Here is a 14,113-nt window from a genome sequence, read left to right as displayed (position 1 = left end):
CATGGATCCGACGCTGAAGGATCTGCGGGATTGGCTGCTGCGGGAGCACTCAGGGACAGTCTGTGCCGACCGGCTCCGCGTGATCGCCGACGAACTCGCCGACCTGACCGCCCGCGGCGTGCCGGGAGCCGTGGTCGAACTCGGCTGCTGCAGGGGCGCGATGGCCCTCTGGATCCGTAGCGTGCTCGACTCGCTGGGCGACCGCGACCGCGAGATCCACGTCTACGACTCCTTCCAGGGCATGCCCGCGCCCGGCGCCGAGGACTCGGACCACCTGGCGACGGGCGAGCTCCGGTCGTCCCCGGACGACGTGCGCGCTACGCACGCGGCCTGGGGCAGGTCGGCGCCGGTCATCCATCCGGGATGGTTCGACGAGACCCTTCCCAAGGAGCTGCCCGACGAGATCGCGTTCGCCTACCTGGACGGCGACTTCTACGACTCGACCCTCACGGGACTCACGCACTGCGTCACCCGCCTGGTGCCGACGGGCGTGCTGCTCGTCGACGACTACGCGGACACGGCGGTCAATCCACGGGCCTGGGACGGGCTCCCGGGAGTGAAGCGCGCCTGCGACGCGTACTTCGGCGCGCCGTCGCCCGTGACCGTCGTCGTCGGCGAGGGCGATCTCGCCTTCGGCCGGTACGAGAAGCCGGAGTTCCTCGGATGAGCGCTGTCCTGGTGCTACGCGGTGCGGCGGACGCGAGCGCGATCCGCCGTGCCCTGCCCGATGTCCTCGTACACGAGTTGCCGGACCTGGACTCGCCTCTGCCCGCCGACACGACCGTGCTCGTCCTGCGTTCCGGCGTCCGACTCGGCGAGCGGGAGCTCGACGCGCTCCCTCGTCTGCGGCACGTCGTACGGGCCGGCTCCGGCATCGACCACATCGACGTGAGCGCACTCCGGCACCGTGGCATCACGCTGCACCGCAACGCCGAGGCCGGCGCGGGCGCCGTGGGCGAGTGGGTCCTCACCGCCGCCCTCGCCCTGGCCCGGCGGATCCCCTTGGGGCAGCACGCGCTGCTGCTCGGCCGACACGAGAAGCAGGCGTGCATGGGTGCGCCACTCGGCACCCTGGCCGCAGGCATCTGGGGCGCGGGCCCGGTGGGGCAGGCCGCCGACTGGGCCCTCGCCCCCTACGTGGGCCGCACGGCCTTCGCCGCGTGGCCGTCGAACTCTCCCGGTCTGCGAGAGCTGTCGCCGACAGCCCTCATGGAGCAGTCGCAGGTACACGTGATCGCTCTGCCGCTGCGCCCCACGACCGAACAGCTCGTCGGCGAGGACTTCCTCGCACGCGTCGCTCCGCAGCGGCCTCTGCTCATCTGCGCAGGGCGGCTGGGGACCCTCGACGTCACCGCCTGCCTGCGGGCACTGGCGGACGGGAGGCTCTCGGGCCTCGCCCTCGACCCGGTCGAGCGGGAGCACCTGCCGCTCCTCACCGGCTCCACGACGCCGCTCAACCTCCTGGCCTCGCCCCATATCGGCGCCCAGCGCTCCGACGTGCGCGGCGCACTCGACCGATGGTCCGTCGATCTCCTCAGGGAGATCACCGCCGACGACAAGATCCTGATCGAAGGAGGGCACCGGTGAACCCATCGGCACAACTTCGTCGGGAGATCGCCGACAGGGTCGCCCGAACGCTCCTCTCAGCCGGCGAGGCCCGCGAGGTCTGGTTGGAGGGAGCCCTCGCCTGCGGGTTCGCACACGCGGCGAGCGACATCGACCTGCGTGGCATCGTGGACGGCGCCCTTCCGGCGTGGGAATCGCGCATCGTGGACGGCGTCCGTGTCGACCTCCAGGCGACGGCGCCGCAGCGGGCGGAGGAACTCCGCCACCTGCTCCGCTCCTTCGACGTCCGCCGCAACGACCTCGGATCGTTCCGCCAGGTACGCGTCTCGATGCACGACCTCATGTGTCTGCGCACCGCACTCTCGTACGGCTCCGGACGCTGGGATCCGGTGCTCGACCCCGGGGAGCGCCAGGGCTACCGACGCTGGGCGGTCGCCGACCAGGCTGAGGTCGCGGCGAGTCTCGCGGAGGACCTGACCGGCCTCGTCGAGGACGGCCTGGCCGAATCAGCTGGCGTCGTGTGCCGGAAGCTGGAGACCTGCCTCACCGCGCTCGGCTGCGCGGCGGCCAGCCACCCGGTCCTGGGCGACAAGTGGCTGCCGCTGCTTGCCAGCGCTCCGTTCCGTCCGCCGATCGACCCGGCCCGCACGGAAACGTGGGAGTGGTTCCGTCCGGTTCAGCGACGCGTGACCAGAGCGCTCCTGGACTGCTGGCCCGTCGACGAGCCGCTGCAGAAGCCTCCCAACCTGGGTGCCCCTGACGCTGGCTGGCTGCCCCAACGGTACGCCGACGGGTGGTTCCTGCGCCGCGGCGACGTCCACATCCCCATCACCGGCGGACAGCTTCTCGGGTGGCTGTCCACGGTCTCCACCGATGGCGCGTAGACCGCGCCTCTCCTCCTCGGGAGTCCTTTGATGCCCGTCACCCGCACCGCCCCCATCGACCTGGAGAGTCTCTACGCCCCGCTGTCGAGCACCGGGCCGGACACGGCCGTCTCCGTCATCCTCAAGCTCCGCGGGGAGACCTGCGACATCGACTGCCTGTACTGCTTCGAGAAGCGCAAGGAGTCACCGGGCGGCGCCCGGATCAGCGCGGCACAGGTCCACCGCCTCGGTTCGATCTTCTCCGGGCGTCCGCTCAGCGTTGAACTCCACGGCGGGGAGCCCCTGACCGCCGGCCGGGAACGGATCGCGGAGATCCTGGACGCGCTCGCCGCACAGCCGAACGTCGTCCGCGTGAGCCTCCAGACCAACGGCCTCCAGCTCGACGACGCCTGGCTGGATCTGTTCGAGCGGCACTGCCCAAAGCTGGAGATCGGCATCTCCTTCGACGGGGACGCGCTCGGGAACTCGTGGCGCGTCGGTTACGACGGCCGCCCCACGCACCCCCGAGTGGTCGAAGCCCTAGAACTCCTCGGCCGTAGGGAACGCCGCGTCGGCGTCATCTGCGCCGTCACCCCGTACGTCCTCAGCCGGGCCTCCGACGTCATGGAGCACCTTGCCTCCTTTCCCGCCGTGACGACGGTCAGCCTGGTGCCGTGCTTCGACGCGGCGGTCACTCAGTCGACCACGACGGTGGGATCCCGTGCGCCGACCAGCCGGGCACTCCAGCGACGGGCCATCGGCCCCACCGGCCCGGCCTGGGCCGTCACGCCGCGTCAGTACGCCGACTTCGTGCTGGAGGCCGCCCACCACTGGGTCGCCGACGGCCTGTTCCGCGGCGTCAAGCTGGAGCCCGTCGTCTCCGTCATCCGCCGCCTGAGGGGTCTACAAACCCGTTCCTGTCACTTCTCCGACTTGAAGTGCGACCACGTCCTCACCCTTTATCCCGATGACCGCCTGGGAAGCTGTGACGAGCTGCCCTGGCCGCAGGCCGGCCTGGCCGCGCTCGGTGACGTACACGCCGAGGCGGACGTGGCTGGCGCCCAGGGCAGCTCGCCCCTGCTTCAGCAGGCACGCTCCCTGGTCACGAAGTGCACGACCTGCGACTACCGCGACACCTGCGGCGCAGGCTGCCCGGCGGTCCGCCTCCGCTTCGCCGCCGCGGGCGACGAAGACGCGTACTGCGACCACCGCATGCGCCTGATCGACGGCGTCGCCGCCCTGCTCGCCCAGCCGGATCTCCCGCCCGGTGCCTCCTGTTCCCGGCTGCACTGGCGTCCCGTCCGCCCCAACGACATGCACCACGTCGCGGCGTTCCTGACCCGCTGGGACGACCCCACCGTGCCCCGCACGCCCGCGCGTCTCCAGGTCAGCCCCAACGGGAACATCAATACGGTCGGCCTCCCCGGCGTGCACGAGGCAGACGATCTCGACCCCCACCATCCCCAGTGGTACGACGGCATCGAGCCCGGCATCCGCCCGGTCGTCGACGCGCTCACCGCAGGCTGGGACGCCGTCACCTACGACAGCTGCCAGGGCCACACCTACGCCGACCTCCCCGGAGCCGAGCCCCGCTTCCTCTCGGTCGGCATCCTGCCGCGCGACCGCGCCGAGTACGCGCGTACAACCGTGCGCCTGTGCCGTGCCGCCGGCCGAGCCGAGTCCTCCCTGCCCGGAGCGTGTTCGTTGGTCCTCGGTCGCAGCGAGCTCACATGCCGCACCACCGGCCGGGTGTATCCGACGCTCGACCTCCATCTCGTACCCGCTGTCGGCACCACACTTGCCGAGTACTTCGAGAACCTCGCCCAGGCCGTACACGTACTCACGGAGGCCCTGGCCGAGGCCGCCTCTGCCCCGCCCTCCGCCCTCTGCGCCTGCGCCTGCGCCTGCGCCTGCGCCTGCGCCTGCGCCTGCGCAACCGAAGCCCACTCCAGCGATGGAGACGAGCAGTGATCCACATCGCCGAGACGCTGTCCATCCGGACCGTGGAGAGCTTCCTCAAACCGAACGAGATCGAGCGCCTCAACGACGTCATGGACGACACGCTCGGCTCCCTCGGACGCGACCGGTACGGCACTGGCCGCCGCACGACCATCCACGAGATCCCAGGTCGCTCCCCCGCCAAGGCCCAGGACGTCTACGAGCCGGCTGGCCGCATCGAGATGACGGACATCCCGCACGAAGCGACCACCCTCCTCGACCAGGCCCTGAAGCTCCAGATGGCCGCCCTCACGCGCACCCTGCCGTCGGTCACCGGCCACCGGCCGTGGATCTACCTTGAGTACGGCACCGGCCAGTACATCACCCCGCATGCCGACGGCATCGCCCCCGATCCCGTCGCCCGTCCCCGCCAGATCGCCGCCGCGACGGTCACGCTCACGGACATCCACGACACCGGCGGCGCGTTCTACGTGGAGACCACGGGCAGCGACGCCGTCTGGACCGCCGACGAGGCGCCGACCGGGTCGGGTTACGCCCAGGGGATGCGCTTCGCACACGACGGGACGGACATGTCCTCCCCCTGGTTTCGCAGCATGCCGCGCACTCGATGGAGCGTCGCCCCCTCTCCGGGAACGCTCGTGGTCTTCGGCAGCCAGCTCGTCCACGGCACCGAACCGGTCCGCGCCGGCCGCGTTCGCAAGTTCCTGACGCTCTTCGTCTCCGAGTAAGGAGCCTTGCATCCGTGACCGACCCCCGCGGCCCGCCCGTACCAGCCCTTCGCCCCGACCCACCGCCCCGACCTGAGGAGAGAGAGCGAGCAGTGGCAGACGACAAGACGTTCAACGAGTTCCTGGAGGCGGTCGCGTCCCTGCGTGACAGCGACCCCGTGCGCACCACCGCGCACACCTCCAACGCGGCCACCGAGACCTGGCTGGCCACGGTGCAGCCTGACGCCGCTGAGCCCACCACCGAGTCCTGACCCGCCACGGGGCCGGGCCCGTCCCGGTCCGGCCCCGTTCCACTCCCGGAGCCCCAGATGAGCGCTCTCTCCCCGGAAGACCTGGTCGCCCTCGGCGGCATCGCCGACCACCAGCGCCAACGGACCAGCCGTATCGCCTCCGTACTCGGCAACCGCCTCGGCTCGTCCGCCCTCCACTACGCTGTGGCCCACCACCTGCTCGAAGGCGCCGAACACGCGGCGCGCGCCCGGGACGCGGACCACCTCGCCTGGTACCGCCATACGACGGTGCGAGACCTGACCCACCTGTCGGCCGGCCCGCACATCGTCCTCAGCCCGCGCCCCGCAGACCTGCTCCGCTCGGAGATCTCCGAAACCGCGTACTACCTCATCCGCCCCGACACCAGCCCTACCCCGCCCGAAGCCCAGGGCCTCGTTCGTGCCGCCCTCGCCTCCGCGACCGAGCACGGCTTCGGCACATTGCTCACTCAGCACGCCCCCGTCATCTGCCTGCTCAACCATCGCCGGCTCGACGAGACCCTCCACAGCTGGGCCCTCACCCGCCTCCCGGGCACGGTCTTCACCGACTACACCGCGCACCCCGAGGTCCTGGCCCGCGACCTGATCCACGAGGCCGCCCACAACTGGCTCAACGACGCCCTGGCCGCGCACGACGTGCGCCTCCCCGCCGACGTCACCTTCTTCTCCCCCTGGCGGGGAACTCCTCGTCCCATCTACGGCTTCCTTCACGCCTGCTGGGCCTTCTCCCTCACCGTGCTGTACACGCGGCAGGCCCGCTGCAGCGCCACAGGTGCGGTGGTTCACTTCCTTGATGTCCATCTGCGCCAGCAAGAGAGCCAGTTCGCCTCCGTGTCCGACGCACTGGCGGAGGCGCTCTCCTACGTGTCCGCCGAGGTGGTCCGTGATCACGTCAGCCGCGCTGTAGCGAGGGCCCTTCAACCGGCATAGCATCGGCGTGCTCTTGTCGGCACCGCATCCTCGCTGAGGCAACTGGTGACGGCATCTCATGAAGCCCCTGACGATGCCTAGTTACATGAGAGAGACTGTCGGGCACTTCCGACATGCGACCTTGAGAGACTTCCTTTGACCAGCGAGAACCGCCCCTTGGCGTCACCAGCAGACCTTGCTCGCCTGAAGCAGCACTTCGACAGCGCGCCGCCTCCGGCACCGCCTGCGCCTGCGCCTGCGGCACGATCACCCCGTCCGTCTGGCCTGTCGGGCAACGCGCTCTACGAATACGCGCACATGGGGAAGGTTCGATCGAGCGCCAGTCTTCGCGAGGGCTCTGGTGAGCCCGACCTTTTTGACCGCTTGGCGGATACAGCAGAGCCTGAGAACTGGGACGGGCGGGAGGCAGACGCACCGAGCGGCAACCGCATCCTGCGCAATTACATCCGGTGGACGTTCGAGCGCGCACACCAGCAGGGCAAGATCTCGACGAGCACCGATGGGTCCTACTCCGCCTTCAACACAGGACTGGCAACTGCGCGGCAGGAGACGATCTACGGGCTCTTCCGTCGCAACGACCGGCCCGACAGCCAGCCGTGGGTCTTCGCCGACTGGCGTCTGGGGAGCAAGCGCGACTTCATGGATCACTTCCCGCCCTCTCTGCGTCCCGACTTCGTCACCTACACCGACGACCCCGCGGACTACATCTACGACTGGCGTCGGGAACTCGTCGTCAGCGTGGACCACATCCTCGACGATCAGGGAAACCTTGCCCGATTTCCCACAACGCTCCAGGGAAGCCCCCACCTTGCACGCATGGCACTGAAGGGGGCCGTCGACGGAGCGGAGGACCGAGTCCGCCGCAACTACAAGGCAGTAGTGCCCACCTGGTACCCGGCGCAAGACACGGTTCAGCTCCTGCTCCCGCTGTCGCTCCTCGACGCCAGCGTGGTGGACCTCGCGCTGGTGGTCTCCCGGCAAGGGGAGTTCTACCGTGGCCACACGGTTCTCACCACCGCCATGGCATACAAGAACGCCCGGCTGCTGGCTCGCCCCGACAGCGACTGGCTGCAACCCGCCGCCGAAGAAGAAGCTCCGTCGTAGGTAAGTCTGGCTACTGAACTTGAATTCGTGATGTCGGTCAGTCGTCCATGGCCAGGCCGGTGCCGGCGAGGCAGCCGTCGACCACCTCGGGCTGGTACTGGATCTGCTTCAGCTTGCGCTTGACGGCTCGGGTGACCTGGGAGAGGTCAGCGGCCGCGAGGTTGCCGATCTCGCGTTTGACCAGCGGCCAGATGCCCTCCTGCGGGTTGAGGTCCGGTGAGGCTCGCCGTGCAGACGCCTGTCACAAGGCCCCACACCCAGACGTGGGGGAAGTCGTCCCCCGCGACGAGCGTCCTTCCGTCGAGTGAGATGGACATGCGCGCACGCCGCCTTCGTGACCGGCCAGTTCGGCGGTGCGTCGTTGGCTGTGCGCGTCCCACAGCTCCACGGCCTGATCACGGCTGGCCACGAGCACGGCGCCGTCCGGCGAGTAGACGACGTCGAGGTAGCTGGTGCCGCGCCCGGTGCCCTGCCCCAACTGCAGCGCATGCCCGGCTCGTATCGGGGGCGTCGCTCTGTGGCATCGAGGACCCTGACGGTCCCGTGCAGGTGGGTTGCGATGTGCTCGCCGGCGCCGCCGAGCCATGAAGGAGGGTGAGATGTCCGCAGTCGAGAAGGCGGTCCAGGGCCTACGGTGCATGATCTCCAGTGGCCGCCTCGGTGCGGAGTGCCGCCTTCCGCCGGAGGGCGAGCTGTGTGAGGAGCTCGGCGTCTCGCGCAGTTCACTGCGTGAGGCGGTCCGCATGCTCGCCGCGCTCGGTGTGGTCGAGTCCCGGCACGGATCGGGCACCTTCGTCTCGCAGTTGCGGCCCGCCGACATGATCGGCAGCCTGTCGCTGACAATCGAGCTCCTGCCGCTGGACGGTGTCCTGGAACTGTTCGAGGCCCGGCGCGTCCTGGAGGCGCACGTCGCGGCGCAGGCGGCGGCCAGGATCACCCCCGAGGAGCTGAAGGCTCTCATCGCGACCATGGAGGCACTGGAGGCCACGGATGATCCGGAGAAGGGCAGCGAACTCAACCACCGGTTCCACTCCGAGATCGCCCGCATCGCGGGCAATCCCGCCATCGAGTCACTGCTGGCGGTCTTGAGCGCTCGTTCGCGCGCCTACCAGGTGTACCTGCTCCCAGAAGGCCCGGCGATGAAACGCGAGAGCGACGCAGGTCACCGCGCCATCGCCGACGCACTCACCAACCGTGATCCGACCGCCGCCGCAGCCGCGGCCACCGCCCATATCGCCTGCTCGGCACGCTGGCTGGAAACCTGCCGGCCGCCGGTGACCGACGGCGGCGCACCGACCGCGGCATAGCCACCCAGGTGCGGCCAACCGCGCCCGGTCCACGAGGCCGCTTCGCGGTCGTCGCTGCCGGTCCGGGTTCCGACCACAACGCCACCGATCGACACGGGATACCTGACACCCTGTCGCGAAAGGCAGCAAGGGGACTGCGGCCTGACGGGTCTCGGGTCACTTGCTCACGGCGAAGCGCATCAGGGCGTGCTCGTCGCCCTGCTTGATCTTGCCCGTCTGGTTGATCACTTCGAGTTTCCAGCTGTCGCCGGCGCGCATGGCCTTGGCGACGGCGCAGCCGTTGTCGCTGGTGAGCAGGCTGGGCCAGATGTCGGCGACCTGCTGTGAGCTGCCGCCGGTCGCGTCGTACACCTTGAAGCTGATGTTGCGCGCCTGCTGGAAGGAGCTCCCCTTCTTGTAGGCGGCGGCGATGAACACGATCGAGGTGACGTGTGCCGGGATCCGGGCGAACTCGACCGTGACGGTCTCGTCGTCGCCGTCCCCGTGCCCGGTCTGGTTGTCGCCGCTGTGTATCAGGGAGCCGTTGCCCATCGGGTCGAGGGAGTCGAGGCCGGCCAGGCGCACCGGGTCCCCGTTGTGCATGGCTATGGCGATCAGGTCCAGGTCGGTGCCCTTCTTGCGGCGGAGCTTGCCCATCACCCCGCCACTGCTTCCGGCCGTTGGGTCCCAGGACACGCCGATGGACATATGGGTGACCCCGTCCAGGTCCGCCGGGCCGTCTTCTTTCGTGAGCGTAATCATGCGTGGATCGTCCTCTTCTTCGCCAAATCGCGGGACGCGAAGTGCGTCCGGATCATGTGCTGTTCTTCTTCCCGGGCGGAGTGCCGGCCCCCGTTTCCAACAGGATTGTCCCGGAGCGGGCATCGACTTGGGGTGCGGACCGGGCCGACCGCGTCTCACAGATGGCGGATCACGGCGGGGAGCAGCTCCTGGAACATCTGTCCCGACGCGGGGCGGCCGATCGCGCTCATCCGCCACTCGCCGTCCTCGGTCCGGTGCATCTTGGCCATGACCAGTGCGGTGTGCTCGCTGGCCAGGGGTACGCCTCCGGGCTGCGGGGCATCGCCCTGGACTTCGGGAAGGTCTGACCGCATCCCCGAGCTCCCGCCGTCCGGCAGCCCGTCACGCCCCCTCCCGGGCATCCGGACGGCGGGCCGGACCGCTCCGCCGCGCGACATCCCACCCGACCCCCTTTCCTCCAGCCGCAGTGAGGCGCCATTCCGTGTCCGTGAACCTGAGCGAAGCCGCAGTGCCGTGCGACTGCCGGAGCCTGGCCGGCCCGGGCGGTGAGCTGCCCGACCATCACCCGGACCACCGTCACCACATCGGGGTCGCCGACGAAGTGGACCTGCCGCCGCCCGTCACGCCGCGACCGCACCAACCCCGCGAGCTTCAGCTTGGTCAGGTGTTGGCTGACCGCCGGCAGCACGCCACCCACCCGTTCCGCGAGCCCGGTCACGTCGCTTTCCCCCTGCGCGAGCGCCCACACGATGTGCAGCAGTGCGGGGGAGGAGAGCAGCCCGAAGGCGGCTGCGGCCTCCGCGAGAACCCCGGCCGGAGGATCCGCGAACTCGCCCGCGTCTGCCGCCACCGCTGTTCTCCCGTCCCGAGTACGCCGAAGGCTCCCAGTCTAGAGCCGTCCCTGGAACGGTCCCCGCCCCCCGCGACCTACCTCGTTGCTAGGGTCTTCGCCACGGTTGACACGGGGGAGACGATTCAGGCAGCACCGGAGAACCGAGCGGCATCCGTCAGCGTCGGCGCCGCCCTGTTCGCGGTCATCGTGGCCAGCGGCAGCCTCTGGGCATCGGCGGCCAGCTTCTACGTTCCACTCACGCTCGACTGGTTCGTGCTGGTCGAACTCTCGCGTCTGACCGCGATCGTCGCCGGACACATGGCCCGTCGCCGGGCCAAGCGCCGAGGGCTGCCCGGGCGCTGGTGGGCGTTGGCCGCGATCCTCACCGGCTGGCTGTGCGCCCTCTACGCCCTGCTCGTCATTGTCACGGCCGTCGGCCTGGTCGTGGGACTGGCCGTGCTGTTCGACCACATGAAGTGAGCCGCGGAGCGACATCCGCGCACCCGGCCTCTCCCTCGGCAAGGACGACGACCGCGTCGTGCGGTCCGAGGACCAGCCGGGCGGTCTTCGACGGGTTGAGGCAGATCCCGTACCTGGGCGGCTCCTCACTGCGTCGGGCGAGGCGGTAGCCGATCGCCGTCTCGCCCTCGCGCCGGGCCGCCTCCACCACCGTGGCGAAGTTGGCCTCGGCGCCGAGGACGACGTAGTCGGACGCGGGCTTGAGGTAGATCTCGGAGCCCTCCGGGTTGAACAGATCCGTGAAGACGTCGTACAGGTCGCGGTTCTCGGTCAGCTGAGTGAGCAGCAGGCTGATCACCTTGGTGCTGACGATGAAGTCGTCGGCCTTGGTGACCTGGGCGACCTCGCGGTTGGCGTCGTCGTTCATCTCCGTCACGATCGAGTACGGGTCGCCAAGCGTGTCCTCGATGTCGCGCAGGTGGAGCAGCGTGACGAGCGTCCGGTCGTCGGCGGGGCCGGGGGCGACGGTGTCGTCGGAGAGGACGACGATGTGCTGATAGCCGCCCAGGTCCAGGGCTTCGAGGGAGGAACGGCGGGTCGGTTCGCAGTGCTTGTAGCCCACCGTCAGGTTCGCCACCGGCTGGTCGAGGGCGGCCTCGGGCCGGCGCGACGCCGCGATGTCGAGGGTGGAGCCGGGCTGCACGAAGCTGTCGAGCAGGGTGACGAGCTTCGTCGTGCGGGAGTTCTCCCCGATGAGCAGCGTGCGGTCGAGGGCGGGCGGATGGGCGGGCACCGAGGTGATCGCCGCCTCGACGATTATGGGGCGCGTCGCGAACCGCCGGATCAACAGGTCATCTTCCGCGATCACCAGGAGCTGGTCTCCGGGGTCGATGACGGTGTCCATGGCGGGATTGACCAGCACCTCCCCTCCGCTTCTGCGCAGCCCGGCCGGTGTGCCGGTCTCGAAGGCGTGCAGGGCCTCCCCGTATGTCGTGCCCACGAGGGCGGGTTCCTCGCGGAGGTAGAACTCGTTGCCGACGAAGCTCAGCAACTCGTTGAAGACCCCGGACAGGCCGGTCTGCCGGTGCGCCTGCGCGATGAGGCGTACGGCGATGTCCTCGGCGTCGATGACCAGCGCGCCCTCCCCCGCAGCGAGACGGGCGGCAGCGAGGTTCTCCGAGTCGTGCACGGCGGCGACGACAGGCGGGCGGGCGCCCCGCCACGTACGGCTGTGCAGCAACAGCAGGACCTTGATCACGTCGACGTCGCGATCCTGACCCACCGGCGGTAGCACCATGATCGATTTCGCGCTGTCCGGGCTGACCAGATCCAGGTCGGACCGTACGAGCGGACTGCCGGACCGGCAGATGACGCGGGTGCTGCCGGTGTCGGGGACCCGGGCGCGGATCGCGTCCTCCATCGCGACCTTGTCCCGGTCGGCGAGGACCACCACGCACGAGCGTCGCTCACTCTGGTTCGCCTCGACCAGCTCGGCGATCACCGTGAATACCTGGTCCGACCAGCCGAGCACAATGGTGTGCCCATGCTCGATCAACTGCGTGCGACCCTTGCGCAGTTCGTGGATCTTCTGATTGAGGCCGGTCGTGAGTACACCGATCAGGGCGCTGACGATGAAGATCCCGCCGATCGTCACTGCCAGCATCAGCCCGAGGAAGACGGGGCCGCCGGTGTCTCCGCCCATGGTGCCGGGGTCGAGCGTGCGCAGCAGACTCATCCACGCCACCCCGAGCCAGCCGCCGTTGTCCTCGGAGTCGGTGTCCGTGAACAGCACCACCAACGTCGAGGCCAACGCGATGAGCAGCACCGACGCCAGAGCCAGCCAGATGATCAGGGCCGGCGTCCCCCGATCCATCGTCCCGTCGAACCAGTACCGAAACCGGGTCCGCAGCCTCACGCGCGCCACCGATACCTCCTCGCCTGCGACTCCCGACCTGCCAGTTGATCATTCTTCCAGCCAGCGGAGGAGGCGGCTGCCCACGATCAGGCCAGACATGTCCTGGATCACGACGGTCCGTCATGGGCGTTGATCGCTACGGCGTGGAGATCACCACGCCCCTCCAAGCCCTCGCCACGCCCCCCACGCCTGTACATCCTGGCGCGCCTGCGCGAGGGGCCGTACTCGGTCGGCGAGCTGGCAACGGCCGTCGGCATGGAGCGTGAACACGCGCGGACGACCTTCCCAGGTCGCCATCATCAAGCTCCGTGAAGTACCTCTGTGGACTGCATCACCACGGGAAAGGCTCGTACCTACCAACTCTTCCCACGAGCCGTGCCTCGCCGCCGCAATGTTGGGCGTGCCGCGCACGCGCCCGCCCAAGTCCGGCTGCCACCGTCTACGGGGAACCGTCGAGGGGCCGTCACATTGCGCCCAGTCGGCCCGGCTGCGAATGTGGCAGTTCACGTTCGCGTGCGGTCAATCACCTGAGTGAACTACAGCTCAACCATCTTCGGGTACCGCCTGTCTCATTCTCCCTCGCCTCGGTGGAGGCAACCGGCATTCTCAAAGACCCGTAGCGGCCGGCGAAACGAGGGGAGGCCGTCTCATGAGACATGCTGAGCGCGGAGAAGTCGATGCGTCAACAGCTCACGCCGCCCGAGCTGCAGGGGCGAACCCCGCAGACCTCGACGTGGCTGGTCTCCGGCTCCCGGCCGTTCGCCTCGGCCGGAGGGGATTCTGGCCGGAGCCTTCTCGGTCCCCACAGCGATGTGGGCCGGCACCGCGATCCTGTGCCTGCCGCCCCGCCTGCTGCTGGTAACCCAGCTCGGCCGCCTGACGGCCATGCCCCTGGCCGCCGTCTCAACCAACGAGGTGGCAGCGTGACACCGCGACGGGAGGGTGCAGTGCGCGAGTCCCTCGGCGATTCGCGGGAGGGCTGGGCCCGTCGCACCGAGCAGTGGCGCCGGCCCATGAGCTGGCGCACCGTGTGGCGGCTGACCGCTGCCGGCCGCCCGCCTGTCATCTGAGCCCCGGCACAGACCCCGTTCACCGTGAGAAAGGCGCCCCTCGTGACAACACCCGCTTCTCCACCCCCCGAGCCCGAACTTCGGGGCGGCGTTGGCGTGCCGGTCGCCGCCGCGGTTGAGGCGACGGTACTGCCGAGTGCCCGAGGAGCCCTCGACGGGGCTGACTCCGCACAGCGCGGCAAACGATGCCTCGCTGCCCCGTTGTCGAAGTAGACGTCCAGGTCGTCGAGGTGCCGGCGTATCCCTCCGTGGTAGTCGAAGCCGAGCGTCTCGCGCAGGTAGCGGGCCTTCTGTTCGGAGCCGGCCGAACCGATCACCCGGGACGCGCCGCCAGGCGGGCGAGCTGCCTGGCGACGCTGCCAACCGCGCC

Annotated in this window: 14 protein-coding genes and 2 pseudogenes; 11 read left to right on the top strand and 5 right to left on the bottom strand. The window is 69.6% G+C overall.

Annotated elements, in window-relative coordinates:
* The first annotated feature begins 1 nt into the window (after window position 1).
* The 9 genes from ACNPQM_RS09705 to ACNPQM_RS09665 all read left to right on the top strand — a co-directional run bounded on the left by ACNPQM_RS09705 (window position 2) and on the right by ACNPQM_RS09665 (window position 8,726).
* Complete coding sequence (locus ACNPQM_RS09705) at window positions 2-667, top strand: TylF/MycF/NovP-related O-methyltransferase (RefSeq protein WP_418083689.1); 666 nt, start codon at window positions 2-4, stop codon at window positions 665-667.
* Window positions 664-1,587, top strand: coding sequence for an NAD(P)-dependent oxidoreductase (locus tag ACNPQM_RS09700; protein ID WP_418083688.1), 924 nt, complete (start codon window positions 664-666; stop codon window positions 1,585-1,587). The genes ACNPQM_RS09705 and ACNPQM_RS09700 overlap by 4 nt, the downstream gene beginning before the upstream one ends.
* Window positions 1,584-2,450, top strand: coding sequence for a hypothetical protein (locus ACNPQM_RS09695; RefSeq protein ID WP_418083687.1), 867 nt, complete (start codon window positions 1,584-1,586; stop codon window positions 2,448-2,450). The genes ACNPQM_RS09700 and ACNPQM_RS09695 overlap by 4 nt, the downstream gene beginning before the upstream one ends.
* Before the next feature lie 30 nt (window positions 2,451-2,480).
* Window positions 2,481-4,400, top strand: coding sequence for a radical SAM protein (locus ACNPQM_RS09690; RefSeq protein WP_418083685.1), 1,920 nt, complete (start codon window positions 2,481-2,483; stop codon window positions 4,398-4,400).
* Window positions 4,397-5,116 (top strand): 2OG-Fe(II) oxygenase, encoded by a 720-nt coding sequence (locus ACNPQM_RS09685; protein WP_418083684.1) that lies wholly within the window; start codon window positions 4,397-4,399, stop codon window positions 5,114-5,116. The genes ACNPQM_RS09690 and ACNPQM_RS09685 overlap by 4 nt, the downstream gene beginning before the upstream one ends.
* A 92-nt stretch (window positions 5,117-5,208) precedes the next feature.
* Window positions 5,209-5,367, top strand: coding sequence for a hypothetical protein (locus ACNPQM_RS09680; RefSeq protein ID WP_418083683.1), 159 nt, complete (start codon window positions 5,209-5,211; stop codon window positions 5,365-5,367).
* 57 nt (window positions 5,368-5,424) lie between these two features.
* The gene (locus tag ACNPQM_RS09675; protein ID WP_418083681.1) at window positions 5,425-6,315 is read left to right on the top strand and encodes an aKG-HExxH-type peptide beta-hydroxylase; all 891 of its coding nucleotides are present in this window, start codon (window positions 5,425-5,427) and stop codon (window positions 6,313-6,315) included.
* A 363-nt stretch (window positions 6,316-6,678) separates the two neighbouring features.
* A complete protein-coding gene (locus tag ACNPQM_RS09670; RefSeq protein WP_418083680.1) occupies window positions 6,679-7,419 on the top strand; it encodes a DUF3825 domain-containing protein in 741 nt (246 codons plus the stop codon).
* A gap of 599 nt (window positions 7,420-8,018) precedes the next feature.
* Window positions 8,019-8,726, top strand: coding sequence for a FadR/GntR family transcriptional regulator (locus ACNPQM_RS09665; RefSeq protein WP_418083679.1), 708 nt, complete (start codon window positions 8,019-8,021; stop codon window positions 8,724-8,726).
* Window positions 8,727-8,882: 156 nt separating this feature from the next.
* On the opposite strand, the gene ACNPQM_RS09660 is transcribed toward ACNPQM_RS09665, so the two are convergent.
* The 3 genes and pseudogenes from ACNPQM_RS09660 to ACNPQM_RS09650 all read right to left on the bottom strand — a co-directional run.
* Window positions 8,883-9,467 (bottom strand): TerD family protein, encoded by a 585-nt coding sequence (locus ACNPQM_RS09660; RefSeq protein ID WP_418083678.1) that lies wholly within the window; start codon window positions 9,465-9,467, stop codon window positions 8,883-8,885.
* 155 nt (window positions 9,468-9,622) lie between these two features.
* Window positions 9,623-9,820 (bottom strand): hypothetical protein, encoded by a 198-nt coding sequence (locus ACNPQM_RS09655; RefSeq protein ID WP_418083752.1) that lies wholly within the window; start codon window positions 9,818-9,820, stop codon window positions 9,623-9,625.
* Between the two features lie 158 nt (window positions 9,821-9,978).
* Window positions 9,979-10,317, bottom strand: a pseudogene (locus tag ACNPQM_RS09650) (ArsR/SmtB family transcription factor); the annotation flags it as partial.
* Between the two features lie 189 nt (window positions 10,318-10,506).
* Here ACNPQM_RS09650 and ACNPQM_RS09645 point away from each other — a divergent pair.
* Complete coding sequence (locus ACNPQM_RS09645) at window positions 10,507-10,779, top strand: hypothetical protein (protein ID WP_418083676.1); 273 nt, start codon at window positions 10,507-10,509, stop codon at window positions 10,777-10,779.
* Here ACNPQM_RS09645 and ACNPQM_RS09640 read toward each other — a convergent pair.
* Window positions 10,724-12,682, bottom strand: coding sequence for a CASTOR/POLLUX-related putative ion channel (locus tag ACNPQM_RS09640; protein WP_418083674.1), 1,959 nt, complete (start codon window positions 12,680-12,682; stop codon window positions 10,724-10,726). The genes ACNPQM_RS09645 and ACNPQM_RS09640 overlap by 56 nt on opposite strands.
* A gap of 914 nt (window positions 12,683-13,596) precedes the next feature.
* Here ACNPQM_RS09640 and ACNPQM_RS09635 point away from each other — a divergent pair.
* Complete coding sequence (locus ACNPQM_RS09635) at window positions 13,597-13,743, top strand: hypothetical protein (protein ID WP_418083751.1); 147 nt, start codon at window positions 13,597-13,599, stop codon at window positions 13,741-13,743.
* 84 nt (window positions 13,744-13,827) lie between these two features.
* Here ACNPQM_RS09635 and ACNPQM_RS09630 read toward each other — a convergent pair.
* Window positions 13,828-13,938 (bottom strand): annotated as a pseudogene (locus ACNPQM_RS09630) (transposase); the annotation flags it as partial.
* Window positions 13,939-14,113 lie beyond the last annotated feature (175 nt).

Source organism: Streptomyces sp. NPDC056231 (assembly GCF_048270745.1).
Classification (GTDB): Bacteria; Actinomycetota; Actinomycetes; order Streptomycetales; family Streptomycetaceae; genus Streptomyces.
This window is presented reverse-complemented; position numbering and strand designations above follow the sequence as displayed.